Source organism: Serratia sp. FS14, assembly GCF_000695995.1.
In the GTDB taxonomy this organism is placed as follows: Bacteria; Pseudomonadota; Gammaproteobacteria; order Enterobacterales; family Enterobacteriaceae; genus Serratia; species Serratia nematodiphila.
The window spans coordinates 2,634,740-2,661,623 of the sequence record NZ_CP005927.1 but is presented as its reverse complement, the minus strand read 5'-3'; the positions used below and the strand labels follow the sequence as shown (position 1 = coordinate 2,661,623).

Genomic DNA, 26,884 nt, shown 5'->3' with positions numbered 1-26,884 from the left:
ATTAAATCGTCGGCTGGTTTACCAGGCCGTCTATCAGCACCTGCGGCGTGCCCTGCGAACAGCGCTCGATGCGCCCGCGCACGCCGTAGACCCGCGCCAGGCTCTGCGGCGTAATCACCTGATCCGGCGCGCCGTCGGCGATCAGATCGCCATCCTGCAGCATCAGCACGTGGTCGCCGTGACGCAGCGCGATGTTGATGTCATGCACCACCACCACCGTCACGATATTGCGCTTGCGGGTTTCACGGCGCACCAAATCCATCACGTGGAACTGGTAGTTGAGATCGAGCGCGCTCAGCGGCTCATCCAGCAGCAGCAGCGACGGCTGACGGATCAGCGACTGCGCCAACCCCACCAGCTGTTTCTGGCCGCCGGACAGCTGATCGAGGTAGCTCAGCGCCAGGTGGGCGATGCCCAGCTGTTCCAGCAAAGCCATCACTTCCGCTTCGCTGCCGGCGTTGCTGCGGCCGCCCGAGGCGCGCTGCGCCACGATGATCGACTCCAGCACGTGCAGATGCACCCCGGCGGGCAGCGACTGCGGCAGGTACACCACTTTCTCCGCCCGACGGGCGAACGGCATCTGCATCAGATCGCCGTCGTCCAGCCACAGCTTGCCCTGCGCCGGGTTCAGCCCGGCCAGCGAGCGCAGCAGCGTCGATTTGCCGCTGCCGTTCGGCCCCAGCAGCACGGTGATTTGCCCGCGCGGCAGCATCGGCACCGAGAGATTGTCGATCACCTGACGCTTCGGGTAGCCCGCCGAGAAGTTTTCTATGCGCAAGCCCTGATTCATACGTTCCCCCGATGGCGCAGAATAATGCTCAGGAAGAACGGCACCCCGACCAGCGAGGTGACGATGCCCACCGGAATGATCACGCCGGGCACCAGGTTTTTCGACGCCACCGAAGCCATCGACAGCACCAGCGCGCCAATCAGCGCGCTGGCCGGCAGGTAGAAACGGTGATCTTCGCCGAAGATCATGCGGGCGATATGCGGCGCCACCAGGCCGATAAAGCCGATCGGCCCGACAAAGGCCACCGCCAGCGCCGAGAGAATGCTGATGCGCAGCAGCGTGGTCAGCCGCAGGCGGCGCACGTCGATGCCGAAGCTCACCGCCCGGTCTTCCCCCAGACGCAGCGCGGTCAGTTTCCACGAGCTCATCATCGACAGCGGCAGCAGCACGGCGAACACGCCGAACAGAATACCCAGCTTGTCCCACGAGGCGCGCGCCAGGCTGCCCATGGTCCAGAACACCAGCCCCTGCAGCGTGTCCTCGCTGGCGATGAACTGCATCATCGAGACCAGCGCGTTGAAGGTAAACACCAGCGCGATGCCGAACAGCACCACGCCGGAGGTGGCGACCCGCGTCCAGCGCGTGATGCCGTCGAGCATCAGCGCGGCGAACAGCGCGAAGATAAAAGCGTTGGCGGAGATGAACCACTGATCGGGAATGCCCGGAATGCCGATGCCGAGCACGATCGCCAGCGCGGCGCCAAAGGCCGCGGCGGAAGACACGCCGAGAGTAAAGGGACTGGCCAGCGGATTATTCAGGATGGTCTGCATTTCCGCCCCGGCCAGGCCGAGCGCAAAGCCCACCACCACCGCCATCAGCGCATAGGGCAAGCGGATGTCCCAGACGATCACCCGCGTGCCGGCATCGGCCGCGGCGGGGTCAAGCAGCGTTTGCCACAAAGACGACAGCGACAGGCCGGATGGCCCCATGGTGAAATCCAGCAGCAGCGAACCCAGGATCGCCAGTGCCAACACGCCCATCATCAACAGGCGATGGCGAAGAATATGCTGATAACGCCCCATCACGCCGGCGTTGGGTTGCCCCTTGGCGTCAGTCATGGGATCGGTGGATACGCTCATTCGTTAAGATACCTGTTACAACCATCATGACAGCGGCGCGAAGGCGTCCGCCGTAAACCGGAAAGCGCGCGGCGACCGCCTGCGCGCAGCCGCCCACAATAAAGCAAACGATAATACTTATCAATCATATCAATAGGTGAAAACAGCGTTGTCGAAATGTAATAATTTGTTTTTATCGCCATTTTTCAAACCACCACGCTTTCCCCCGCTAACGGCCAGTAGGTTAATTATTCTGAAAATTATTCCTGATCCGACCAGACTCTGACAAATAGCGGCAAAACCACATAGAATCCAAAACCACAGCACCGCGCGTGCAAAAAACTTTCAGGCCGCCGCAAGAGCGGCCTTATTGACGAGGCTGTAATGAGAAGTCCATCTCCGGCGGTAACGCCCAAACGCCCGGCGCTGCTGAACTGGCTGTTGCACAGCCCGCTGCACGCCGATGACGAACCGTTTCAACGCCAGCTGCGTCTCACGCTGACGCCCTCTCCTCTCACCCCCTGGCTGAATGCCGTGGGGCCGGCCGCGCTGTTGGTGGGGTACGCCTGGCTGAACCAACCGCTGGTCGGTATCGGCCTGCTGCTGCTGTTGCTGCTGTTGACCGCCGGGCGTGCCAGGTTGGCGCAAAGGCGCCAACCCGCCTGGCCGAACGCCATGCTGGTGACGGTGTTGTTGTGGGCGCTGCTGGTTGGCGCCAGCGCCGCGCTGGCGATGCTGTCGGGCCGCTTCGTGCTGATCCTGTTCGCCGGCCTGACCATCACCGCCCTGGCCTGCTGGTTGATGCAGCGCCATGCCGCCGCGCCGCGCTTCGCGCTGCTTGAGGTGATCGCGCTGACGCTGCCCTACCTGCTGGCGGCGCCGCTGTCGCGCGTGCAAAATCTGTTTGTCATGGCAGATCTCGCGCCGCTGTGGCTGGTGCTGGCCCATGGCATGATCGCGCGCTACCACCGCCAGTTGGTGCAGCACGTCACGCTGGCCTGGGAGAAGCAGCAGGCATCGCACCGCGATCGCCTGACCGGCTTTCTCAACCGCGCAGGCGGCGAGGTGGTGATGCGCAGCATCTGCCGCCCCGCAACGGCGCAGCCGATCTCCCACCTGTTCATTCTCGAATTCGGTCCGCTGGCGGCGCTCTACCAAAGCCACGGCGTCCAGATCGGCGACGACGTGCTGCGCACCGTCGGCGAGCGCCTCAAGACGCTGATCCGCCCGAGCGACTACGTCTGCCGCTATACCGGCGGTCTGTTTCTGATTCTGGTGCACGATCTGCCCTACGGCGCGGAAAGCGAGTTTCTGGCGCGCATTGTGCCACCGCTGGAGGCGCCTTACGATTTTGGCGCATTCGGCGAGGTGAACATGCAGCTCAACGCCGGCATTGTGGCGCTGACGCAGCATTATGCGACGGTGGAAGATTTGATGAGTTCGGCGCAGCAGGCGCTGGCGGAAGCCAAAGGCGGGAAAAAGTAAAGCCAAACGCGGCGGGAACCCCCGCCGCGTATCACTCACCGAAAATTACTTCACGTCCATCTTCGGAAATTCCATTTCGCTGTACTTCACGACACGGGTGCCTTGCGACAGCTTGTAACCGAACCAAATCAGCAGGAACAGCGGAATGCCGATGTAGGTCGCGGTAACGCCGTACCAGTCAATCTTGTCTTGCAGGAAGGCCTGGTAATTCTGGCCCAGGGTAATGATCAGACACAGCACGAAGGCGAAGATCGGCCCCAGCGGGAAGAAACCGGAACGGTACGGCAAGTCGTTGAGATCGCGCCCCTGCAGCATGTAACCGCGACGGAAACGGTAGTGGCTGATGGCGATGCCCAACCAGGCGATGAAGCCGGTCATGCCCGAGGTATTCAGCAGCCACAGGTAAACCGACTGGTTGCCGAACATCGAGGTCAGGAAGCACAGCCCGGCCACCACGCAGGTCGCGTACAGCGCGTTGCGCGGCACGCCGCCTTTCGACAGCTTGGCGAAGATGCGCGGCGCTTTGCCTTCCGATGCCAGGGTGTACAACATGCGGGTCGATGCGTACATGCCCGAGTTACCGGCCGACAACACCGCCGTCAGGATCACCGCGTTCATCACTGCCGCCGCCGACAGCAGGCCGGCATGCTGGAACACCAGGGTGAACGGGCTGACGCTGATGTCTTTCACGTCATTGCGCAGCAGACTCGGATCGGTATACGGAATGATCAGGCTGATGATCAGGATGGCGAAGATATAGAACAGCAGGATACGCCAGAACACCTGACGCACCGCGCGCGGAATATTTTTACCCGGGTTTTCCGATTCGCCGGCCGCGATGCCGATAAGTTCAGTGCCCTGGAACGAGAAGCCGACGATCATGGCCACGCCGATCATCGCCGAGAAGCCGCCGGCGAACGGCGCATCTCCAATGGTCCAGTTCTGCCAGCCGGCATGCTCGCCGCCTTTCAGAATGCCGACAATCATCAGCACGCCGACGGCGATGAAAATAATCACGGTGCTGACCTTGATCAGCGCGAACCAGTATTCCGCCTCGCCGAACCCTTTCACCGAAATGTAGTTCAGCAGGAACATCAGGCCGAGGAACAGCGCGCTCCAGATCCAGCCGGGCGTGTCCGGGAACCAGTAGCTCATCACCAATTGCGAAGCCACCAGGTCAACGGCGATGGTCACCGCCCAGTTGTACCAGTAGTTCCAGCCCAGTGCGAAGCCGAAGCCTTCTTCCACGTATTTGGCGCCGTAGGTGGAGAATGAACCGGAGACCGGCATAAAGGCCGCCAGTTCGCCCAGACTGGTCATCAGGAAGTACACCATCAAACCGATCAGAGCGTAAGACAGCAGCGCCCCGCCGGGGCCTGCCTGAGAAACCGTGGCGCCCGAGGCGACGAACAGGCCGGTGCCGATGGAGCCGCCGATGGCGATCATGGTCAAATGCCGGGCTTTCAGCTCGCGGCGCAATCCGGGAGCTTGCTGCCCCGATGTTTTTATATCCTGCTGAGCCATTCGTTCCCTATCTATCTGCTCTTCGAAAAATGAGGGCGGATTGTAACAAATACCCGCCGGTGAACTAGCAACATTGCACCGATATAAGATAGCTTCATAATTCAGAGGCAATTATTAGCCGCGCCCCTTATGGCCTTACTTACTCTCATTAATGTGAGCGCGCGCAGGTTTTTATGCTTTCTTTGGCCTGCGCGGCGATAGAAGACGTGACGCGCTGTCGATTACAGCACGCAATAGCTGAGAAAACGCTGCAACGCGTTGGAAATGTGCTTTTGCCGATGGCGGATCAGGTACAGCGTGCGCCGCAGCGGCGGCAGCGGCACCGGCAGTTCCACCAGCGCGCCGCTGGCCAGCTGTTCCGCCACCACCCGCCGGGACAGGCAACTGATGCCGATACCGTGCCGCACCGCATGCTTGATCGCCTCCGAGTTGCCGAGCTCCATCACCAGCTGGAAGTGCGGCAGGTGCGCCAACAGCAGATGATCCAGCACCTCGCGAGTGCCCGAACCGCGCTCACGCAGGATCCAAGGCGCATTCGCCAGCGCCTCCAGCGTCGGCGGTTGACGGGTCAGCGGGTTATCCGGCGCAGCGAACACCACCAGCTCGTCCTCCAGCCACGGCTGCGTCACCAGCTCCGGCATATGGCAAGGCCCTTCGATCAGCCCCAGATCGACGCGAAAATCCGCTACCGCCACGATCACATCCTGGCTGTTGCCGACGTTCAGCTCCAGCGGCGTGGCCGGAAAGTCCCGGCGGTAACGGGCGATCATCTCCGGCAACATATAGTTGCCGATGGTGCTGCTGGCGGCGATGCGCAGCGCCCCGCCATCATGGCGAAACAGCTGCTCGATCTCCCCCGCCTGCTCCAGCAACGCCAGCGCCTTGGGGTACAGCAAGCGGCCGTGTTCGTTGATCACCAGCCGTTTGCCGACGCGATCGAACAGCTGCACGCCCAGCTGCCCCTCCAGATCCGCCAGCGCCGCGCTGACCGCCGACTGCGACAGCGCCAGCACCACCGAGGCCTGAGTGGTCGAACCGCTTTTCAGCACTTCGGTGAAAACTTCCAGTTGACGCAACGTGATATGCATAGCCGTCCCGGTATTGAAAGAAGGTTCTGCCAGAGAACCCCAACATGGTGATGTGGGCAGCCCGGCCAGGCTACCCTGTTTGCGGCCAGATCGGCGCGCTATTTGCCCAAGGCGACCAGCTGCGCCGCCGCGGCCAGCACCGGCTCTCGCGGCGTGCCGGCTTCGTCCCGCAGTATCAATTGCAGCATCGCCACGAGATGCTCGCGGTCGATCGTCTTGTTTTCTTCAATCAACCGCCGCACCGCGCGCCCCACTTCCTGATCTACCTGCTCTCTGCGTTGATCGTCGGTATCCATCGCCTGCTCCTGTTAGTTGGAAAGTTGACGGCGGCTCGCCGCTCCTCCACACCCTAGCCGCAATGCGGCGTTATGCCAATGCCTGATCCCATACCACTTATTCAGATAGGTTATAAATATATAATCAATTTCTCTTTTATTCAGCCCAAACGTACTCTTAGCAGCAAGAAACAGACTGAAGGACTGACTTTTATGGCGACTGATACCACTCACACCTATCCCGAGCGACGCTTTCCGCTGTTTGGCCTGCCGCGGCTGGTGCCGGGGCTGGCGCTGACCGGCGCGCTCACCGCGCTGGCCGTCTGGGCCGGCGATATTCCCTGGGTGGCGGAGCTGGGGCTGGGGGCACTGACGCTGGCGATCCTGCTCGGTATTCTGGTGGGCAACACGCTGTACCCCCACTGGCAAACCGTTTGTCACAGCGGCGTACAGCTGGCCAAACAGCGTCTGCTGCGTCTGGGCATTATCCTTTACGGCTTCCGGCTGACCTTTCAGCAGATCGCCGACGTCGGCGCCAGCGGCATCATCATCGACGCGCTGACCCTGATCACCACCTTCCTGCTGGCCTGCTGGCTCGGCAAGAAAGTGTTCGGCATCGACAGCCAAACCGCGATACTGATCGGCGCCGGCAGCAGCATTTGCGGCGCGGCGGCGGTGATGGCCACCGAACCGGTGCTGAAGGCCGATTCCAGCAAAGTGGCGGTGGCGGTCTCGACCGTGGTGGTGTTCGGCACCCTGGCGATCTTCGCCTACCCGTGGCTGTATCAGTTGAATGAACACTTCCAGTGGCTGCCGTTCAGCCAGGAAACCTTCGGCATCTACGCCGGCTCCACCATTCACGAAGTGGCTCAGGTGGTCGCCGCCGGACACGCCATCGGGCCGGACGCCGAAAACGCAGCGGTGATCGCCAAGATGATCCGCGTGATGATGCTGGCGCCGTTCCTGCTGCTGCTGTCGGGCTACATCAGCCGCGGCAGCGCAGGCAAGGCGGAAAAATCCGCCATCACCATTCCGTGGTTCGCCGTGCTGTTTATCGCCGTCGCCGGGCTGAACTCCTTCAACCTGCTGCCGGCCACGCTGGTGCGCCATCTGATCACCGCCGACACCTGGATGCTGGCAATGGCGATGGCGGCGCTGGGGTTGACCACCCACATCAGCGCCGTGCGCCAGGCCGGGGTGAAACCGATTCTGCTGGCCACGCTGCTGTTCGTCTGGCTGCTGGTCGGCGGCGGCGCGATAAACCAACTGGTGCAACACCTGCTGTAATCGCCCTCGGCGGCCCGCTTCGGCGGGCCGCCGCTTTTCACCATTCAATCCGCCCGCCATCAATGCCATAATGTCACCGATAACACAGGAGAATGAAGATGAAGTTTGTCGGTGCACATGTCAGCGCGTCAGGCGGCGTGGATCAGGCGGTTATCCGCGCGCACGAATTGGAGGCGACCGCGTTCGCCCTGTTCACCAAAAATCAGCGTCAATGGAAGGCCGCGCCGCTGGCCGCGGACGTGATCGATAAGTTCAAGAGCGCCTGCGCCCAGTACGGCTTCGGGCCGGGGCAGATCCTGCCGCACGACAGCTACCTGATCAACCTCGGGCATCCGGTGGCCGAGGCGTTGGAAAAATCGCGCGAAGCGTTTATCGACGAGCTGCAGCGCTGCGAACAGCTGGGGCTGACGCTGTTGAACTTCCACCCCGGCAGCCACCTGCTGCAAATCGATGAAGATAAATGCCTGGCGCGCATCGCCGAATCGATCAACATCGCGCTGGACAAAACCGCCGGTGTGACGGCCGTGATCGAAAACACCGCCGGCCAGGGCAGCAATCTGGGCTTCAAATTCGAACACCTGGCGGCGATCATCGACGGCGTAGAAGACAAAAGCCGCGTCGGCGTCTGCATCGACACCTGCCACGCTTTCGCCGCCGGTTACGATCTGCGCACCGAAGAGACCTGCGAACACACCTTCAAACAGCTCGGTGACATCGTCGGTTTCAACTACCTGCGCGGCATGCACCTGAACGACGCCAAGAGCGAGTTCAACAGCCGCGTCGACCGCCACCACAGCCTGGGGGAAGGCAACATCGGCAAAACGGTGTTCAGCTACATCATGCGCGATCCGCGTTTCGACAATATCCCGCTGATTCTGGAAACGGTAAACCCGGATATCTGGGCGGAAGAGATCGCCTGGCTGAAGGCGCAGCAGTAACCCTCCCTTGGCCGCTCGCCTATGCGCGAGCGGTTTCCCCCACCGTGTGCTCTGCCGCCAGCATGGCGCCGAACTGACGCAGCGTCTCTGCCTCCAGGCCCGCCGCCCTAAACACCGCGGTGGTAAAGCTGACCGGCGCCGAGCCCGGTGCCGTAATGACACGGTCATCCACGACGGCGGCGGCGCTCGCAACGTAATGGCGCTGCCCGCTGTAGCCCTCAACATTGCGCGTCAAGAACTCGGCATCGTTGGAGGTATGCGCCCTGCCGTTCAACAGGCCGGCCCGCGCCAACGCCAACGTCCCGCCGCAAATGCCCGCCAGAGTCGCGCCGCGTTGAGACTGCTCGTTGAGCAACGCGCGGATATCCGGCGCCCGTTCGGTTTCCCACAGGGTGCCGCCGACCACCACCAGCACCTCGGGGCGCCAATCCGCCAGTTCGGCCACGCTTTTTTCAACCTCGACCGTCAACCCGCCCTGTGAGCGAAGCGTTCCGGCCTGCGGCGCAAAAAACGCCACCTCCAGCCCATAAAACGGGCCGCCAACGCCGGCAATCAGCGCGTATTCCCAATCGGCGAAACCGGGTGTCAGTACGATCGCCACTTTTTTAGCCACGGATGAATCTCCTTGAGTCATTGCTTGTTCGCAGGAACAAAGTCGCGCTATCAGCTTAGAAAGCGTTGTGGTTTCTGACCAGGGGTAAATCGTGCTAACTGCCTAAGGCACAAACAAAAACGCGCAGCTCGGGGCTGCGCGTTTTGCGGTATCGCGAGGCTTACGCCGCGGCGGTAACCGGTACTTCAGCACGTTTCAGCAGGGCATAAGCCACCCCGGCCAACAGCGTGCCGGCGGCGATCGCCACCAGGTACAGCAACACCGGCGAAATCGCGCCCGGGATCAGCAGCACGAACAGCCCGCCGTGCGGTGCCATCAGTTTGGCGCCGAAGGCCATCGACAGCGCGCCGGTCAGCGCCCCGCCGGCGATGCAGCACGGCAGCACGCGCATCGGGTCGCGGGCGGCGAACGGAATCGCCCCTTCAGTGATGAAGCACAGCCCCAGCACCAACGCCGCCTTACCGCCTTCCTGTTCGGATTTCGGGAACTTGCGGCGCGCCAGCAGCGTCGCCAGACCCATCGCCAGCGGTGGCACCATGCCCGCCGCCATGATCGCCGCCATCGGCGCATACACCGAAGAGCTGAGCAGCGCCACGCCGAACGCGTAGGCCGCTTTGTTCACCGGGCCGCCCATGTCGGTACACATCATGCCGCCGAGGATTGCCCCCAGCAGTACGGCGTTGGCGGTACCCAGCGATTGCAGCCAATGGGTCAGACCTTCCATGATCTTCGCCACCGGCGTGCCGACCACGTAAATCATGATGAGGCCGGTGATCAGGCTGGCGACCAGCGGAATGATCAAGATGGGCTTCAGCGCTTCCATACTTTGCGGCAGGCGCAGCTTGCTGCTGATCGCCTTGGCGACATAACCCGCCAGGAAGCCGGCGATGATGCCGCCGAGGAACCCGGCGCCGGTGCTCACTGCCAGCATGCCGCCGATCAGGCCCGGCGTCAGGCCCGGACGATCCGCGATGGAGAAGGCGATGAAACCGGCCAACACCGGCACCATCAGCGCAAAGGCGGAGCCGCCGCCGATCTGCATCAGCGCCGCCGCCAGCGTGCCTTTGACTTCAAACGCCTTGATGCCGAACACGAAAGACAGCGCGATGCACAAACCGCCCGCCACCACCATCGGCAGCATGTAGGACACGCCGGTCAGCAGGTGACGATACGGGCCGTTGCCCTCTTTCTTTTTCGCCGCCGGCGCCGCGCCACCGCGCTGCTGCGGCTGGAACACTTCGGCTTCGGCCTGCGCCTTGTCCAGTTCCTGGGCGGTTTTCTTCAGCGCCAGACCGGTGGAAGTACGATACATCGGCTTACCGGCAAACTTGTCCAGATCCACTTCGATGTCCGCCGCGACGATCACCAGATCCGCCGCCGCCACTTCTTCCGGAGTGATGGCGTTGCCGGCGCCGACGGAACCGCGCGTTTCCACCTTCACCCACCAGCCGCGTTTCTTGGCTTCACTTTCAATGGCTTCGGCCGCCATAAAGGTGTGCGCCACGCCGGTTGGGCAAGCGGTGATCGCCACGATGCGTTTTTGCCCATTGGCTTTCACCGGTGCCGCCGCCTGCGGCGCCTGATAGGTTTCAGCTTCGGCCTTGGCACGCGCCAGAAAAGCGTCCGGTTCCCGCACCGCCTGTTCTACCTCGCCCACATACACCAATTTGCCGTTCAGCCCGGCGTCAGCAGGAGCAGCCTGCCCCGCCACCACCACCAGTTCGGCGTCCTGCAGTGACTCGACCAGCGTCAGGCCAGTTTTGGCCGCGGCGGCCTCCAGCATGCGTTTCGCCAGGTGGCCACGGGCCTGCCCCAGCGAACTGTCTACCATCAGCAGCGTTTTCATTCTGCCTCCTGCTATTGATTGAAAGGTTTCAGATCGACGCGCGCCATCATCGCGGCCAACTGGGGACGATCGGTCACGCCGACGTTGCTTTGGCTGACCGCCAGCGCCGCTACCGCCGTGGCCAGACGCAGAGTGTGTTCGCTGGATTCGCGCATCAGCAGGCCGTAAATCAGGCCTCCGACCATCGAATCGCCGGCGCCCACGGTGCTGACCACCTCACAGGACGGCGGTTTGGCGATCCAGGCGCCGGAGGCGTTAACCCACAGCGCGCCTTCCGCACCGAGGGAGATCACCACGTGGGCGATGCCCTGTTCACGCAGCGCATGCGCGGCCTCGACCACGTCCGCCAGCGTCGGCAGCGGGCGGCCGGCCCAGATTTCCAGCTCGCGGCGGTTCGGTTTGACCAACCACGGCGAGGCCTTCAACCCGGCGACCAGCGCTTCGCGGCTGCTGTCGAAAATGATGCACGGGCACTTGGCGCGCAGCTGGGTCATCCAGTCGGTAAATGCGTCGGGATCGACGCCGGCCGGCAGGCTGCCGCTCACCGCCACCATGTCGAACTGGCCCAGCCAGCTCAGCGAGTCGCTGACGAAGCGATCCCAGTCCTGCGGCGTCACTTCGAAACCGGAGAAGTTGAAGTCGGTGACTTCGCCGTCTTTTTCCGTCAGCTTGACGTTGATGCGGGTACGGCCTGGCACCACCTGAAAGCGGTTGGCGATCCCCAGATCGCTGAACAGCAGCTGGAAACCGTCCTGATTGTCTTTGCCCAGGAAGCCGCCGACGGTGACGTCGATGCCTAAATCCTTCAACACCTTGGCGACGTTGATGCCCTTACCGGCGGCGTGCAGGCCGGCGGTTTTTACCCGGTTGACTTCCCCGCGTTCGATCTGCGGGCAGAAACCCACCAGATCGTACGCCGGGTTCAGGGTGATCGTTGCTACTCTTCTGCTCATGCTGCGCCCTCGCCCAGTCCTTCATTAATCGCTTCGCCAATCGCCTTCAGCGCGGCTTCAGCATCTTCTCCATTGGCGGTAAAGCGCAGGTGATGCCCTTTCTTCACGCCCAGCGCCACCACCTTCATCAGGCTGCGCCCGTTGGCCGGCTTGCCACTGCCGTCCAGGTTGGTGACGGTGATGTCACTGTTGAAACTTTTGATCACGTTGACCAGCGCCGTGCCCGGCCGCGCGTGCAGACCGTGCTCGTTGCGGATCACGAACTCGGCGCTCAGCACGCTGCTCTCCTCAGCCACTTCGCTGGTCAGCAGCGCCAGCACGCCGGCGGCATCCGCCTTCAGCAAACGTTCAGCTTTATTGGCCAGCAGCAGATCGCTGAGGTAGTTGAGCACCGCCAGCGGCTGCGTGTCGGCGACCGACACCGTCAGCAGCAGCGCCACCGGCTCGCCGTCTTCCACGAAAGCCTGCGCCGGGCGGCTGACGGTGGCCGCGCTGGCCAGGTTGCCTTCGACGCTGTCGCTCAGCCAGATGCCCTGCCCCAGGTTCAGCGGCCTGCGGGTGATGACATCGCTGACGAACTGCGCGTTGACCGCGCCGGCCTTTTGCAGCCGGCCGGCGTTCAGCGCCTGCAGCGTCATCAGGCTGTCGGCGGCGACGTCGAGCGCAATCAGCGAGACGTCGAACTGGAATTCGGCGCTCTGCTGCTCGCCCATCAGCAGGCTGCGCAGCTCTTCCGCAGAGGTGGTTTGCGCCAGCCGCTCCGCCACGCTGTCATCGCTCAGGACGTGGGTGAGCTGGCGCAGCAGCGCCAAATGCTCGTCGGAGCGGGCGGCGATGCCGATCGCCACATAGGCGGTCTGGCCTTCGCCCCACGCAATGCCCTGCGGGAACTGGAACACCTGCACGCCGGTTTTCAACACCAGATCGCGGGTATCGGTGGTGCCGTGCGGAATGGCGATGCCGTTGCCCAGATAGGTGGACGTCTGCAGTTCGCGCTGCAGCATGCCGTCCACGTAACCGGCGCTGACGCAGCCGGCTTCGGTCAGGGCGGCGGCCACCAGGTGGATGGCCTCTTGCTTACCGTCGGCAACGGCGCCCAGATGAATGTCTTGCGGTGACAACTGGAACATGATTCTCCTCTCCTGCTGAATTGAATCGTTTCAGCTTCATTGAGAAAAAGGAGCGTTATCCGTTCGCCACAAGCGGCCGGACAACGCTGAAACGTTTCAAGGAGTGTGTGAGCAGCACAAGGCGAAAGCAAGCTTTCTCCCTTTCGCCATTGCAGATTTTTGAGCTTACGCACACTTTTGCCGGCGTATTGGCCAGCGCCGGGGCAAAATGACATACTGTGCTGAAAGCTTGCTGACGGAGAAAAGCATGAACGTAGTGACGGGCGTCGGGGTGATCATCGTCAACCCGCAAGGCGAGATTTTGTTGGGCAAACGCTGCGGTTCCCACGCGCCCTTTTGGTCGATCCCCGGCGGGCATCTGGATGCCGGTGAAACCTTCGAGCAGTGCGCCCAGCGCGAAATCGCCGAAGAGACCGGGTTGCTCATCGACCCGCCGCGCTTTGTTGGCGTCAGCAACAATCTGCAAACCTGGCGCGCCGAAGGCAAACACACGGTGTCAATCTGCCTGCAGGTGGATCACCCCGGCGGCAACGCCGAGCTGAGAGAGCCCGAGAAATGCGCCGAGTGGCGCTGGTGCGCGCCTGAAGCCCTGCCGGAACCCCATTTCGAAGCCAGCCGCACCGCCATCCGCCTGTGGCTGAGCGGCCTGGCCTATTTGCCCACGGCCTGACCCATCGCGAGCGCGTGCTGCGCTCGCTTCCCCTGCTGCAGCGTCCCATCGCTATATAAATTGGAATATAACGCTATTTTTTGCGATATACGCCATTTTTTTGACTACGGATAACCCTATGGGGTTAACCCTCTTCTATCATTACCCCTGCAATCGACGTGGCATTCTGACCTCCGGTCGGCGGCCTTTTGGCAAGATTTTATTTTAAATTCATAATTATAAGCGGGTTTACCATGAGCAAAAAACTGACTGGCTTTGAAAAAAAGCGTCGGTGGGGATGGCTATGGCTTTTGCTGCTGGGGATTATCCTCGGCGCAGCGCTGTTGGCCGGGACCGCCACCGTCTTCCATAAAACCAGCGATACCGCCTTCTGCGTTTCCTGCCACACCATGCAACAGCCGCTGGCCGAATATCAAGGCAGCGTCCACTTCCAGAACACCAAGGGCATCCGCGCCGAGTGTGCCGACTGCCACGTGCCGCACCAGCCGATCGACTACCTGTGGACCAAGATCCGCGCGGTAAAAGACATCTACGGCGAGATGGTCGGCACCATCGATACGCCGGAGAAATACGAAGCGCACAAGCTGGCGATGGCACAGTCGGTCTGGAAGACGCTGAAAGAGAACGACTCGGCCACCTGCCGCTCCTGCCACAGCTACGACGCCATGGACATCACCGCCCAGCGCCCTGAGGCGCGCCTGCAGCACCCGGTGGCGATCAAACAGGGCGAAACCTGCATCGATTGCCACAAGGGCGTGGCGCATATCCTGCCGGACATGAGCGGCGAAACCCAGGCCGGCGCCGCCGAGCTGGCGAAGGCCGCGGCGCTGACCGCACCGGACGCCACCACCCTTTACACCATCGCCACCGAACCGTTCTTCCTCGGCGCAGACGACAGTCATAACGCCGGCAACCTGATGCCGTCCACCGAAGTGCAGGTGGTCAAGCAGGATGGCGACAAGGTGCTGGCCACCGTGAGCGGCTGGCAGCAGGACGGCGTCAGCGAAGTGTTCTACGCCGCGCAGGGCAAGCGCATCCTCAGCGTGCTGCTGGGTGAGGATGCGCGCCAACAGCTGAAGACCGCGTCGACTCAGACCGATGCGGAAACCGGCCTGGTCTGGCATCAGGTCTCTCTGCAGGTGTGGCTGCCGCGCAAGCAGCTGATCGACGATCAGCAAAAAATCTGGCGCTACGCCGCGGACATGATGTCGGCCAACTGCACCGGCTGCCACGGGCTGACCGCGCTCGATCGCTTCAACGCCAACCAATGGATCGGCGTCATCAAAGGCATGGCGCCACGCACCTCGCTGACGCAGGAACAGCTGCGCGTGCTGACGCAATACGTACAAAAACACGCCAGCGACATGCCACCTGCCGCACCGGCCAAGCTTTAAGGGAGAAGCGCAATGAGCAACCAACAACCGTTAACCATGAGCCGCCGCCGCTTCCTGACCGGCGCCGCCGCGCTGGCCGCCGCCCCGCTGCTGGCGGGCTTATGGCCCAAAGCGGCGCTGGCGCAGGCCATCAGCGAAGCGCTGCCGCAGTTCATCGTCTTGCGTCAGGCGCAAAAAGGCATTTTGACCGGCGCCCACTGGGGCGCGTTTGAGGCCATCGTGCAGGACGGCAAGATGGTCGGCGTGCAGCCGGTGCAGGACGATCCGTATCCCAATGAGCTGATCACCATGGCGCCTTATCAGGTGCACGCCGAGAACCGCATCAAATACCCGATGGTGCGCAAAAGCTGGCTGGAAGGCGGCCCCGGCAGCCGCACCGAACTGCGCGGCCGCGACGAGTGGGTGCGCGTCAGCTGGGACAAAGCGACCGAGCTGGTGTGCAATGAGATCGTTCGCCTGCAGAAAGATCACGGGCCGCAGTCGATCTACGCCGGTTCCTATGGCTGGAAAAGCGTCGGCATGCTGCACAACAGCCGCACGCTGCTGCAGCGTCTGATGAACCTGACCGGCGGCTTCCTCGGCTACGCCGGCGACTACTCCACCGGCGCAGCGCAGGTGATCATGTCGCACGTGGTCGGCTCGATGGAGGTCTACGAACAGCAGACCGCCTGGCCGAACGTGATCGAGAACAGCGAGCTGGTGATCCTGTGGGGCTGCAACCCGATGGTCACGCTGAAAAACAGCTGGAACGTGCCGGATCACGTCGGCCAGACCGGCTTCGAGGCGCTGAAGAAGAAAGGCACCCGGGTGATCAGCATCGATCCGGTGCACAACGACAGCGCCAAGTTCGTCAATGCGCAGTGGATCGCCCCGCGCCCTTATACCGACGGCGCGATGCTGATCGGCATCGCCCACACGTTGCTGACCGAGAAGCTGCATAACCCGGACTTCCTGAAAACCTACACCGTCGGCTTCGACAAGTTCCAGGCCTACCTGCTGGGCGAGAGCGACGGCGTGGCGAAAACCGCCGAATGGGCGGCCGACATCAGCGGTGTCGATGCCGACACGCTGCGCAGTCTGGCGCGTGAGATGGCGAAGCATCGCACCATGATCATGGGCGGCTGGGGCATCCAACGCCAGCACCACGGCGAACAGCAGCACTGGCTGCTGGTGACGGTGGCGGCGATGCTCGGCCAGATCGGCCTGCCGGGCGGCGGCTTCGGCTTCAGCTATCACTATTCCTCCGGCGGCAGCCCGACCGCCAAGGGCGGCATCATCGCCGGCATCTCCGCCGGCAACGCGCCGAAGAACTCCCCGGCGCCAATCCCGGTGGCGCGCATCGCCGAATGCCTGAGCAACCCGGGCAAAACCATCGACTTCAACGGTGCCAAGGTCACTTACCCCGAGGTGAAAATGGTGTATGTGGCGGGCGGCAACACCTTCCACCAGCATCAGGACACCAATAACCTGGTCAAAGCCTGGCAGCGGCCGGACACCATCGTGGTCAACGAGCCTTACTGGACCGCCACCGCCAAGCATGCCGATATCGTGCTGCCGGCCACCACCAGCTACGAGCGCAACGATCTGGAAATGGGCGGCGACTATTCGCAGCTCTACGTGTTCCCGATGCATCAATGCGTGCCGCCGCAGCACGAGTCGCGTAGCGACTTCGACATCTTCTCGGCGATGGCGGCCAGGCTGGGCGTGCAGGAAGCCTTCACCGAGGGCAAGGATGAAACCCAGTGGCTGAAAGGCATGTACGACGACATGAAGAACCAGGCGCGCGCCGCGCGGGTGGCGCTGCCGCCGTTCGACATGTTCTGGCAATCCAACAACTACGTGCGCTTCCCGGTGCCGGAGGCCAATAAGCAGTGGGTGCGCTTCGCCGACTATCGCGACAACCCGCTGCTGAACCCGCTGGGCACGCCGTCGGGCAAGATCGAGATCTACTCCGACGCCATCGCCAAAATGCATTACGAGGATTGCCCCGGCATTCCGACCTGGATGCCGCCGCACGAGTGGTATCGCGGGCCGGAAGCGGCCAAATATCCGCTGTCGCTCAATACCGCGCACCCGACCAACCGGCTGCACTCCCAGCTCGATAACACGCCGCTGCGCGAGAAATACGCGGTGGCGGATCGTGAAGCGATCCTGATCCACCCGCAGGACGCGCAGCCGCGCGGCATCAGCGGCGGCGATCTGGTGCGGGCGTTTAACGATCGCGGTCAGATCCTGGTGGGCGCGGTGGTCAGCGAAGACGTGCGGCCCGGCGTGGTGCGCATCAGCGAAGGCGCCTGGTTCGATCCGGCCGATCCGGCGCAGCCCGGCTCGCTGTGCAAGAACGGCAACGTCAACTGCCTGACCTTCGACATCGGCTCTTCCAGCCTGGCGCAGGGCAACTGCGGGCAGATGGCGCAGCTGCAGATCGAGAAGTATCGGGGGCCGGTATTGAAAAATACCGCTCATGCGGTGCCGCAAGGCGCCTGATCCCGCGGTAAACAGAGGGCGCAACGCGTAATGCCGGTCAGTTAAGCCTGACCGGCATTTTTTTATCCAGTCTCAGTACGCGCCGTGCAAAAGGAATAGCCTTAAATATCCGGTATTTCTCTGCGACCGCTATGAACGGCATCTGGAGAGACAGCCACTACGCCGGTCCCCCACACCATTCGGGGCGGCTGCGATGGCGGCAGGCGCGACGCTGTGTCTGTGGAGGCTGAGGGCAGCTTAGGGCGCGGTGTCCGCTTCCAGTCTGGCGAGGTAGATCAGCGCCTGATCGCGGTGATCGTGGCACATGTCGCGGCTCGGCTGCAGGCTGCCGCACACCTTCGGCCGCAGCGGCGAATGAAACAGGCCGCAGCGCAGCCGTTCATCCAGATGAATGCAGCGGGTATTGGCGGGCTTGCCGTTCGGCATGCCGGGGATCGGGCTGGATATTGACGGCGCGATACAGCAGGCGCCGCAGTCGCTGCGACAGTCCATCAGCGCTACTCCTGGTGGGCTGGGGGGAAAGAAGCGCGACAATAGCAGCCGCACGCGGCCACCGCCAGCAGAATCCCTGCGTCCCCGCGATCTTTACACTCATCGCTCTGCGCCGGCCGGCTGCACCCGATGGCGAATAAATGCCCAGCAAACCTTGATTTAAAGAAAAAAACGCGTGAAACGTGCAATTCCTTCGCTTTACATGCGCCATGTGCCCATGTACTATTGAGCTAGTACAAAAGAACTTCTTCCCTCAGGAGCACACATGTCTACGGACACCATCCAGAAGCTGGCCCGCCCTTCCGTCCTCGGCGGCGCGATGATCATTGCCGGAACCGCCGTTGGCGCCGGCATGTTTTCCATTCCGATCGTCACTTCCGGTGTCTGGTTCAGCGGCTCCGTCGCGCTGCTGGTGTATACCTGGGCCTGCATGCTGCTGTCCGGCCTGATGATCCTCGAAGCCACGCTGCACTACCCGAGCGGCGCCAGCTTCAACACCATGGTCAAGGATCTGCTGGGCAAAGGCTGGAACGCCGTGAACGGCCTGTCGGTGGCGTTCGTGCTGTACATCCTGACCTACGCCTATATCTCCGCCGGCGGCTCGATCATCGCGCACACGCTGGAGGGCATCGTCGGCGTCGGCCAGACTACCGCCGGCCTGGTGTTCGCGCTGGTGGTGGCGTTTATCGTCTGGCTCTCCACCCGCGCGGTCGATCGCCTGAGCACCATTCTGATCGGCGGTATGGTGATCACCTTCGTGATGTCGGTGGGCGACATGTTCACCCACGTGCAGCCCGCGGTGCTGTTCAACACCGGCGACGATCGGGCCAGCTATCTGCCTTACGCCCTGGCAGCGCTGCCTTACCTGCTGACTTCGTTCGGCTACCACGGCAACATTCCCGGGCTGGTGAAGTACTACCACAAGGACAGTGGCTCCGTGGTGCGCAGCCTGGTGTACGGCACCCTGCTGGCACTGGCGATCTACATCCTGTGGCAGTATGTGATTCAGGGCAATATCGCGCGCGACGCCTTCAAGCAGGTGATCGCCGAGGGCGGCAATATCGGCAGCCTGCTCAAGCAAATGGGCAACGTCTCCAGCAGCCAGACCGTCAGCCAACTGCTGAACGCCTTCTCCTATATGGCGCTGGCCAGCTCGTTCCTCGGCGTGTCGCTGGGCCTGTTCGATTATCTGGCGGACTTCTGCAAGTTCAAGGACGACGCCGTCGGGCGCAGCAAGACCGCGCTGGTGACCTTCGTGCCGCCGACCCTGGCCGCGCTGCTGTTCCCGAACGGTTTCCTGTACGCCATCGGCTTCGCCGGGCTGGCGGCCACCGTCTGGGCGGTGATCGTGCCGGCGCTGATGGCGCGCGCCAGCCGCCGCCGTTATCCGCAGGCCGGTTACCGTGCACCGGGCGGCAACGGCGTGATCCTGTTCGTCATCCTGTTCGGGTTGATCAACGCCGCCGCACATATTCTGTCGCTGTTCGGCCTGCTGCCGGTCTTCCGGTAATCCTCGAAGGGAGAGCACCTGCTCTCCCTTTCCTGCACTGTTTTTACGCCGGGCTATTGCCTGAAATCGGCGGCGCGAGTACCTTGTCGCAACTTCTCTAATACTCTTCATTGCGGATGAATTGAAATGGCAAGAGCTAACGAAATTAAGCGCGGCATGGCGATCAGCTACAACGGCAAGCTGCTGCTGGTAAAAGATATCGACGTGCAGAGCCCGAGCGCCCGCGGCGCCAGCACCCTGTACAAAATGCGCTTCTCCGACGTGCGCACCGGCCTGAAAGTGGAAGAACGCTTCAAGGGCGACGATATCCTGGACACCATTTCCCTGTCGCGCCGCAAGGTGAACTTCTCCTATATCGACGGCGAAGAATACGTGTTCATGGATGACGAAGACTACACCCCGTACATTTTCAAGAAAGACCAGATCGAAGACGAGCTGCTGTTCATTCCGGAAGGCGGCCTGCCGGGTATGCAGGTGCTGACGCTGGATGGCCAGGTGCTGGCGCTGGAGCTGCCGCAGACCGTGGATATGGAAATCGTCGAGACCGCACCGGGCATCAAAGGCGCTTCCGCCAGCGCCCGCAACAAACCGGCCACCATGGCGACCGGCCTGGTGATCCACGTGCCGGAATACCTCAGCGCCGGCGACAAAATTCGCATTCATATCGCCGAACGCCGCTACATGAGCCGCGCAGACTAGTCGCGCCTACGGGGCCGATACTCGGCCCCGTTTCATTTTCCGCTACGGCAATTCCGGGAAAAAGCGCCGCTTGAGCGCCAGCTCGACGCCGCGCAGCTCCGCCAGCCCTTTCAACCGCCCGATGGCCGAATAGCCCGGATTGGTTTTCTTTTTCAAATCGTCCAGCATCTGATGCCCATGATCGGGGCGCATCGGGATCGGCCGCCGATCGCCCGCCCGCTGCCGACGCAGTTCTTCGGTCAGGATCGCTTCGATCACCGCCACCATGTCCACATCGCCCTGCAGATGCGCCCCCTCGTGGAAGCTTTTCGGGTTCTCCTCGCGGCAGGTGGCGCGTAAGTGGGTAAAGTGAATACGATCGCCGAAGGTTTCAATCATCCGCACCAGATCGTTGTCGGCGCGCACGCCGTAGGAACCGGTGCACATGGTGAAGCCGTTATGAATGCTGTCGACGGTCTGCTTCAGCCACTGCATGTCTTCGATCGTGGAGACGATGCGCGGCAGGCCGAGGATCGGCCGCGGCGGATCGTCGGGATGCACCGCCAGCCGGATGCCGGCCTCTTCCGCCACCGGCACGATGGCGCGCAGAAAGACCGCCATGTTTTCGCGCAGTTGCGCCTTGTCGATGCCGTCGTATTCCGCCAGGCGGCGACGGAACTGCTCCAGCGTGTAGCCTTCTTCCGCACCCGGCAGCCCGGCGATGATGTTGCCGGTCAGCGTGGCTTTCTCCTCCTCGCTCATGGCGGCGAAATAGGCCGCCGCCTGACTGCGCTCTTGCGCCGTATAGTCCGCCTCGGCGCCGGCGCGCTGCAGGATGTGCAGCTCGAACGCGGCGAAGGCTACCTGATCGAAACGCAGCGCTTTGGAACCGTCCGGCAGCGGATAGGCCAGATCGGTGCGCGTCCAGTCGAGGATCGGCATGAAGTTGTAGCAAACGGTGTCGATGCCGCAGGCCGCCAGATTGCGTAGTGACTGCTGGTAATTGGCGATGTACCGCCGCCAGTCGCCGCTGTGGGTTTTGATCTCCTCATGTACCGGCACGCTCTCCACCACCGACCACACCAGCCCCTTTTCCGCCAGCAGCGCCTGCCGCGCGCGGATCTCGTCGATCGGCCAAACTTCGCCGTTCGCAATATGGTGCAGCGCCGTGACCACCCCGGTCGCCCCGGCCTGACGCACGTCATCCAAAGAGACCGGATCGTTCGGGCCATACCAACGCCATGTTTGTTCCATGTTGTGTCCTTATGCCTGTCTCGCATCGCGATGTTGTTATACCAGTTTAATTTAGATGTCAGCTAGCTTTAACTTACTCTTTCGCCGCGCGCTGTCAAAATTGAACCGTTCATTGGTTGATCCGCTTCACGATTCTGGCTTATTTTGGCCTGACCAATTCCCTTAACCTGCCGACAACTTTAGACTGGTGGCAGTTTTTTATCGTCAGCGCGCCCTTGTTGATGGGGCGACAAACTGGTCCGCTAACTTGACGCAAGTGGCCCGCCAGCTGTCTACTCGCTTTGGAGATGAGATGAATACGATCGCCAACACCCCGCTGCCGGGCGCCGTCCGGCAACCGAATTATGATCGCCGGGCCCTGCGCAGCCGCATCGTGCACCTGGGTTTCGGCGCGTTCCACCGCGCGCATCAGGCGCTGCTGACCGATCGGGTGCTGAACGCCCACGGCGGCGACTGGGGCATTTGCGAGATCAGTCTTTCCGGCGGCGTGCCGCTGTTTGAGGCGCTGCGGCAACAGGATCATCTGTACAGCGTGCTGGAGAAAGGCGCGGACGGCCATCAGGCCATCGTGATCGGCGCGGTGCATGAGAGCCTGCACCGCAAACTGGAGGGCATCGCCGCGGTGCTGGAGAAGCTGGCCGAACCGCAGGTGGCGATCGTCTCGATGACCATCACCGAAAAAGGCTACTGCATCGAGCCCGGCAGCGGACGGCTGGACCGACAGCATTCGGGGATCGTCGCCGATCTGGCGTGGCCGCATCAGCCGCAGACCGCGCCCGGCATTTTGGTGGAAGCGCTGCGGCTGCGGCGCGAACGCGGCCTGCCCGCCTTCTCCCTGCTTTCCTGCGACAATATTCCGGAGAACGGCCACGTGCTGCGCCGGGCGGTGCTCGATCTGGCGCAGGCGCGGGATCCGTCGCTCGCCGACTGGATCGCCACCGCCGCGACCTTCCCCTGCACCATGGTGGATCGCATCGTGCCGGCCGCCACGCCGGCCACGCTGGATGAGATCGCCGCCGCGCTGGGCGGCGTGCGCGACGAATGCGCCATCGCCTGCGAGCCCTTCATTCAATGGGTCGTGGAAGACAACTTCACCGCCGGACGCCCGGCGTGGGAGTTGGCCGGCGCCCAGTTGGTCAGCGATGTGCTGCCGTTTGAACACATGAAGCTGCGCATGCTGAACGGCAGCCACTCGTTCCTGGCATACTTAGGCTACCTGGGCGGCTACCGCTATATCAACGAGTGCATGGCGGATGAGCACTACCGCCGCGCCGCCCTGCGGTTGATGCTGGACGAACAGGCGCCAACGCTGAGCGTCACCGGCATCAGCCTGCCCGATTATGCCGCACAGCTTATCGCGCGCTTCAGCAATCCGGCGCTGCAACACCTTACCTGGCAGATCGCCATGGACGGCACGCAGAAGCTGCCGCAGCGGCTGCTGGATGCCGTGCGCTGGCATCTGCGGCACGGCGGCGACTATAGCGGGCTGGCGCTGGGCGTGGCGGGCTGGATGCGTTACATCGGCGGCGTCGATGACGCCGGTGAGCCGATCGACATTCGCGATCCGCTGGCAGACCTGCTGCAACAGACGATCGCCGCCACAACGGACGATCGACGGCGCGTAGCGGCGCTGTTGGCGTTGAAATCGGTATTCGGCGAAACGCTGGCGGCGCATGCGGCGTTTAGCGAAGCGGTGACGCAAGCCTATTTATCGCTGCGCGATCGCGGCGCGCGTGAAACGGTGAAGGAGTGGGTAATGCGGTGAGGAGCCTGCAGGGCCGAGAATAACCATGCCGGCGTAACGTTACGCCGGCATGGCGGAACGACTTAACGATAAACGACCGTCATAACAGCGAGTTTCTTCTGTTGGTCTACCCACTTCATTTCGGTTGTGCCTAGATTTAGCGGAAGTTCTTTGCGTGTAGTATCAAAACCTGACAACGCTTGCTGGGCCTGATAACGCTGGCCGTTGCGGTAACATTGCGTATTCGCCTTAGAATCTGCAATATTGACCGTGCAAGGACTTTCAACGATAGAACCGACGAAGCGAATTACCCCACCGGCCACTCCTGCCTGACTCACTGCCGTCCATGAAAACAACATTCCTACGATCAAAAATAACCGAAAGGTATTCATGGCAACCTCATTTTTAGTTAAGCCAATTTAACCATAGAGGATCTTGTTAGGAATAATCGCAAGGAAAGGGACGAGATTTGATCGTTAATCTCGTCATTAACAATGTAAAAACAAGCTACTAACAAAAGTTAACCGCATCTAATACAGGGTTTTATCTAAGAATTTTCTTGTTATAAACGGTGGATTTTGTCGGTTGAAAAGCGCATGGTGACGTGCAAAATTTGCGAGATAGAGCACAAATTAAATCGCGGCCGTTTCACCGACACGGCTGCGTAACTCATTTATTAAGCAGGTTAATTTTTGCGCCAGGAATTATTAATGACCAAAACCAATTTGATTACCGGTTTCCTCGGCAGCGGCAAAACCACCACTATCCGCCATTTGCTGGCTCATAAGCCCGAACATGAACGCTGGGCGGTATTGGTCAATGAATTCGGCGAGATCGGCATCGACGGCGCGCTGCTGGCAGACAGCGGCGCGGTGCTCAAAGAGATCCCCGGTGGCTGCATGTGCTGCGTCAACGGCCTGCCGATGCAGGTGGGCTTGAATATGCTGTTGCAGCAGGCCAAACCGGATCGGCTGCTGATCGAGCCGACCGGGCTCGGGCATCCGAAACAAATCCTGTCGCTGCTGACCCAGGAGAGCTATGCCGGCTGGATCGATTTGCAGGCCACCCTGTGCCTGCTGGATGCCCGCCAGCTCAGCCAGCCCCGCTACCGCGACAACGAAAACTTCCGCGATCAGCTGGCCGCGGCCGACATTATTTTGGCCAGCAAAAGCGATACCTACCGGCCGGAAGACAGGCTGGCGCTGGAGGCCTGGAAGGCGCAAGACCCGCTGCAGCGACCCTGCTACGCCATCGCGCAAGGCGAAGCGGATGTCGCGCTGTTGTCACTTCCGCGCACGAATCGTACAGAATTGCCGGACGCGCAGCATCATCATGGTCAGGCGAAAAAGCAGGGGCTGGCGGCGCTGCGGCTGCCGGAGCACGCCCGCTGGCGGCGAGCGTTGAATGAAGGGCAAGGCTTCACCAGCTGCGGCTGGATTTTTGACGGCGATACCCGGTTCGACACCGTCGGCTTCATGGAATGGGTGCGACTCGCGCCGGTCGAACGCGCCAAAGGCGTGGTACGCATCCCCGAAGGCACATTGCTGATCAATCGTCAGGGGCAGGATCTCAACATCGAAACCCGCCCGGTCGCGCCGCTCGACAGCCGAATTGAGCTTATCCACAGCGAAAATGCCGATTGGAATGCCCTGCAATCCGCCTTGTTTAAGATTCGTTTAAGTTAGACCCCGTACCGTTGCCCCCCGGTTGCCGCAGGGCTGCCGGGTTTTATTTCGTTTTCATTTTTCCAACAGGTTATGTCATGACACGCCGCAATTTACCCCTCATTCTCTTCTTCAACTTACTGGGCGTTGCGCTGTTTCTGTCCTGGTTCCTGCCGGCCAATCACGGCGGCTGGTTTACCCTGGATTCGGCGATTTTCTTCTTCTTTAACCGCCATCTGGCCACCGACCCGGCGTTTTTACACCTGGTCGCCATCACCAACAACCGCGCGTTCGATGTGATTTCGCTGCTCGCCATGGGGCTGCTGTATCTGTACTTTTATCTGAAGCAGGACGCCGCCGGCCGCCGCCGTCTGGTGATCACCGGCGTGGTGATGCTGCTGACCGCCGTGGTGCTGAACCAGCTTGGCCACCTGCTGCCGGTGAAACATCCAAGCCCCACCCTGACCTTTGACAATATCCATCGCGTCAGCGAGCTGACCGGCATCCCCACCAAGGACGCTTCCGGCGACAGCTTCCCCGGCGACCACGGCATGATGCTGATTATTTTTTCCTGCTTTATGCTGCGCTATTTCGGCCGCGGCGCCTTCGCCGTCGCCCTGCTGATTACGTTGGTCTTCTCATTGCCGCGCGTGATGATTGGTGCCCACTGGTTTACCGATATCGCCGTCGGCTCATTGTCCGTGGTGCTGGTTGGCGCCAGCTGGGTGCTGATGACGCCTTGCAGCGACTGGATCGTCGATCGGTTGAATCGCCTGTTGCCCGGTAAGCACCGCCCCGGCCAACCATAATTTGTGTCTATGACTCATGCCGGGAGGCTTACGCCTCCCGCCCTCTTCCCCTCGCCGCGCGCAAAAATTTCCCCACCGTTCGTTAACGCTTTTGCAACCTGATTTCACGCCAGATTCATACATCGGACAATTGGCGTTTTTTATATGAAGATTTACATTATGTTACATCACAAATTCATATAAAAAAGACGGGAAAAAGGCTCGCAATCCCCTATTGGTTCCGGTAATCTCAGATGCGTTTGTGCCTGGTTTAAGTCGAATCAGTATGAAATCCGATAAAAATGTGCGTTCTCGCACGTTTTCAACGGTAACTGGTTGTCGATGCAACAGGTGCGGACTAGGCTCGTTTCGTTTGGCATTTTTCAGGTAGCGACTTTCGTCGTTAAGGACTTCAAGGGAAAACAACAACAATGGTCAAATCTCAACCGTTTCTGAGATATTTTTTGCGGGTAGTCCCTGCAATTGCCGCTGCGGTTATGCTGTCAGCGTGCAGCTCGACTCACACTTCGAACTTGAATAACGCACAAACTGAGATGCGTGCAGTTAATGACAAAGACGGTCTTTTACTGCAAGCCTCTCAGGATGAATTCGAAGCGATGGTCCGCAACGTTGACGTCAAGTCAAAGATTATGGATCAGTATGCGGATTGGAAAGGCGTTCGCTACCGCTTAGGCGGTGACACCAAGCGCGGCATCGATTGCTCAGCGTTTGTACAGCGCACCTTCCGCGAACAGTTCGGCATGGATTTACCGCGTTCGACCTATGAACAGGAAGATCTCGGCAAGAAAATTCAGCGCACCAAGCTGCGCGCCGGCGATTTGGTGCTGTTCCGCGCCGGTTCTACCGGGCGCCATGTCGGTATCTATTTAGGCAACGATCAGTTCGTTCACGCCTCCACCAGCAGTGGGGTCATGATTTCCAAGCTGACCGATAACTATTGGAATAAACGTTATCGAGAAGCGCGCCGGGTGCTGACCAACGGTTAACGGCGCAACGCCCTGAAGATCCTGAATACCAAACGAGCGATAAGCGCCGCCCACGGGCGGCGTTTTTTTTTGGTTGTCGAACAGGTATCATCAAAATTGATCCCTGCCTTATCGTCACCTTTCCCTGCTTAACGCCGCCGCACGCCATTATTTTGATAAACTGTTGGCGGGAAATCGCCCCGTCGAGGAAAAACTCGCCTATTATCGTC

At 61.4% G+C, this 26,884-nt stretch carries 24 protein-coding genes; 12 read left to right on the top strand and 12 right to left on the bottom strand.

Going from position 1 to position 26,884, the window contains the following annotated elements; all coding sequences use genetic code 11:
• Position 1: 1 nt before the first annotated feature.
• Positions 2-790 carry an ABC transporter ATP-binding protein gene (locus L085_RS12090; RefSeq protein ID WP_015378515.1) on the bottom strand — a complete coding sequence of 263 codons (789 nt, stop codon included), beginning with the start codon at positions 788-790 and terminating at the stop codon, positions 2-4.
• Positions 787-1,869: an iron ABC transporter permease gene (locus tag L085_RS12085; RefSeq protein WP_031300718.1), complete on the bottom strand. Its 1,083-nt coding sequence runs from the start codon at positions 1,867-1,869 to the stop codon at positions 787-789. The genes L085_RS12090 and L085_RS12085 overlap by 4 nt, the downstream gene beginning before the upstream one ends.
• Positions 1,870-2,232: 363 nt before the next feature.
• On the opposite strand from L085_RS12085, the gene L085_RS12080 reads away from it, so the two are divergent.
• Positions 2,233-3,333, top strand: a complete 1,101-nt coding sequence (locus tag L085_RS12080; protein WP_015378516.1) for a GGDEF domain-containing protein — start codon at positions 2,233-2,235, stop codon at positions 3,331-3,333.
• Between the two features lie 45 nt (positions 3,334-3,378).
• Here L085_RS12080 and L085_RS12075 read toward each other — a convergent pair whose 3' ends face one another.
• The 3 genes from L085_RS12075 to L085_RS12065 all read right to left on the bottom strand — a co-directional run bounded on the left by L085_RS12075 (position 3,379) and on the right by L085_RS12065 (position 6,241).
• The gene (locus L085_RS12075) at positions 3,379-4,857 is read right to left on the bottom strand and encodes an amino acid permease (protein WP_033632569.1); all 1,479 of its coding nucleotides are present in this window, start codon (positions 4,855-4,857) and stop codon (positions 3,379-3,381) included.
• 221 nt (positions 4,858-5,078) lie between these two features.
• Positions 5,079-5,945, bottom strand: a complete 867-nt coding sequence (gene yieE, locus L085_RS12070) for a DNA-binding transcriptional regulator YeiE (RefSeq protein WP_015378518.1) — start codon at positions 5,943-5,945, stop codon at positions 5,079-5,081.
• A gap of 98 nt (positions 5,946-6,043) precedes the next feature.
• Complete coding sequence (locus tag L085_RS12065; protein WP_004935692.1) at positions 6,044-6,241, bottom strand: hypothetical protein; 198 nt, start codon at positions 6,239-6,241, stop codon at positions 6,044-6,046.
• A gap of 192 nt (positions 6,242-6,433) precedes the next feature.
• Here L085_RS12065 and L085_RS12060 point away from each other — a divergent pair, with 192 nt between their 5' ends.
• Both L085_RS12060 and nfo read left to right on the top strand, forming a co-directional pair.
• Complete coding sequence (locus L085_RS12060) at positions 6,434-7,507, top strand: YeiH family protein (RefSeq protein ID WP_044030827.1); 1,074 nt, start codon at positions 6,434-6,436, stop codon at positions 7,505-7,507.
• 98 nt (positions 7,508-7,605) lie between these two features.
• The gene (gene nfo / locus L085_RS12055) at positions 7,606-8,445 is read left to right on the top strand and encodes a deoxyribonuclease IV (RefSeq protein ID WP_033632566.1); all 840 of its coding nucleotides are present in this window, start codon (positions 7,606-7,608) and stop codon (positions 8,443-8,445) included.
• Between the two features lie 19 nt (positions 8,446-8,464).
• Here the strand turns inward: nfo and L085_RS12050 are convergent, their stop codons facing one another.
• The 4 genes from L085_RS12050 to fruB all read right to left on the bottom strand — a co-directional run bounded on the left by L085_RS12050 (position 8,465) and on the right by fruB (position 12,987).
• A complete protein-coding gene (locus L085_RS12050; RefSeq protein ID WP_015378521.1) occupies positions 8,465-9,058 on the bottom strand; it encodes a DJ-1/PfpI family protein in 594 nt (197 codons plus the stop codon).
• 160 nt (positions 9,059-9,218) lie between these two features.
• The gene (gene fruA / locus L085_RS12045) at positions 9,219-10,904 is read right to left on the bottom strand and encodes a PTS fructose transporter subunit IIBC (protein ID WP_044030826.1); all 1,686 of its coding nucleotides are present in this window, start codon (positions 10,902-10,904) and stop codon (positions 9,219-9,221) included.
• Positions 10,905-10,915: 11 nt separating this feature from the next.
• Positions 10,916-11,857, bottom strand: coding sequence for a 1-phosphofructokinase (gene fruK / locus L085_RS12040; RefSeq protein ID WP_015378523.1), 942 nt, complete (start codon positions 11,855-11,857; stop codon positions 10,916-10,918).
• Complete coding sequence (gene fruB, locus L085_RS12035; RefSeq protein WP_044030825.1) at positions 11,854-12,987, bottom strand: fused PTS fructose transporter subunit IIA/HPr protein; 1,134 nt, start codon at positions 12,985-12,987, stop codon at positions 11,854-11,856. Before fruB ends, fruK begins: the two co-directional genes overlap by 4 nt.
• Positions 12,988-13,234: 247 nt before the next feature.
• Here fruB and L085_RS12030 point away from each other — a divergent pair, with 247 nt between their 5' ends.
• The 3 genes from L085_RS12030 to torA all read left to right on the top strand — a co-directional run bounded on the left by L085_RS12030 (position 13,235) and on the right by torA (position 17,538).
• Complete coding sequence (locus L085_RS12030; protein WP_004935707.1) at positions 13,235-13,657, top strand: NUDIX domain-containing protein; 423 nt, start codon at positions 13,235-13,237, stop codon at positions 13,655-13,657.
• Between the two features lie 233 nt (positions 13,658-13,890).
• The gene (locus L085_RS12025) at positions 13,891-15,051 is read left to right on the top strand and encodes a NapC/NirT family cytochrome c (RefSeq protein WP_031300724.1); all 1,161 of its coding nucleotides are present in this window, start codon (positions 13,891-13,893) and stop codon (positions 15,049-15,051) included.
• 12 nt (positions 15,052-15,063) lie between these two features.
• Positions 15,064-17,538, top strand: a complete 2,475-nt coding sequence (gene torA / locus L085_RS12020; protein ID WP_044030824.1) for a trimethylamine-N-oxide reductase TorA — start codon at positions 15,064-15,066, stop codon at positions 17,536-17,538.
• Between the two features lie 237 nt (positions 17,539-17,775).
• On the opposite strand, the gene L085_RS12015 is transcribed toward torA, so the two are convergent.
• The gene (locus L085_RS12015; RefSeq protein WP_015378527.1) at positions 17,776-18,030 is read right to left on the bottom strand and encodes a YkgJ family cysteine cluster protein; all 255 of its coding nucleotides are present in this window, start codon (positions 18,028-18,030) and stop codon (positions 17,776-17,778) included.
• 265 nt (positions 18,031-18,295) lie between these two features.
• Here L085_RS12015 and mtr point away from each other — a divergent pair, with 265 nt between their 5' ends.
• Positions 18,296-19,540 carry a tryptophan permease gene (mtr, locus tag L085_RS12010; RefSeq protein ID WP_004935722.1) on the top strand — a complete coding sequence of 415 codons (1,245 nt, stop codon included), beginning with the start codon at positions 18,296-18,298 and terminating at the stop codon, positions 19,538-19,540.
• A gap of 126 nt (positions 19,541-19,666) precedes the next feature.
• Positions 19,667-20,239, top strand: coding sequence for an elongation factor P-like protein YeiP (gene yeiP, locus L085_RS12005; RefSeq protein WP_004935725.1), 573 nt, complete (start codon positions 19,667-19,669; stop codon positions 20,237-20,239).
• 42 nt (positions 20,240-20,281) lie between these two features.
• Here the strand turns inward: yeiP and uxuA are convergent, their stop codons facing one another.
• Complete coding sequence (gene uxuA, locus L085_RS12000) at positions 20,282-21,472, bottom strand: mannonate dehydratase (RefSeq protein WP_004935728.1); 1,191 nt, start codon at positions 21,470-21,472, stop codon at positions 20,282-20,284.
• A gap of 292 nt (positions 21,473-21,764) precedes the next feature.
• On the opposite strand from uxuA, the gene L085_RS11995 reads away from it, so the two are divergent.
• Entirely contained in the window at positions 21,765-23,237 is a 1,473-nt protein-coding gene (locus L085_RS11995; RefSeq protein WP_044030823.1) for a fructuronate reductase, read from the top strand.
• Between the two features lie 62 nt (positions 23,238-23,299).
• Here the strand turns inward: L085_RS11995 and L085_RS11990 are convergent, their stop codons facing one another.
• Entirely contained in the window at positions 23,300-23,608 is a 309-nt protein-coding gene (locus L085_RS11990) for a type 1 fimbrial protein (RefSeq protein WP_033632558.1), read from the bottom strand.
• A gap of 318 nt (positions 23,609-23,926) precedes the next feature.
• Here L085_RS11990 and L085_RS11985 point away from each other — a divergent pair, with 318 nt between their 5' ends.
• The 3 genes from L085_RS11985 to mepS all read left to right on the top strand — a co-directional run bounded on the left by L085_RS11985 (position 23,927) and on the right by mepS (position 26,675).
• Positions 23,927-24,901, top strand: coding sequence for a GTP-binding protein (locus L085_RS11985; RefSeq protein WP_004935738.1), 975 nt, complete (start codon positions 23,927-23,929; stop codon positions 24,899-24,901).
• Between the two features lie 77 nt (positions 24,902-24,978).
• On the top strand, positions 24,979-25,689 hold the full coding sequence (locus L085_RS11980) for a phosphatase PAP2 family protein (RefSeq protein ID WP_004935741.1): 711 nt from the start codon (positions 24,979-24,981) through the stop codon (positions 25,687-25,689).
• A 410-nt stretch (positions 25,690-26,099) separates the two neighbouring features.
• Complete coding sequence (gene mepS / locus L085_RS11975; RefSeq protein ID WP_025303553.1) at positions 26,100-26,675, top strand: bifunctional murein DD-endopeptidase/murein LD-carboxypeptidase; 576 nt, start codon at positions 26,100-26,102, stop codon at positions 26,673-26,675.
• Positions 26,676-26,884 lie beyond the last annotated feature (209 nt).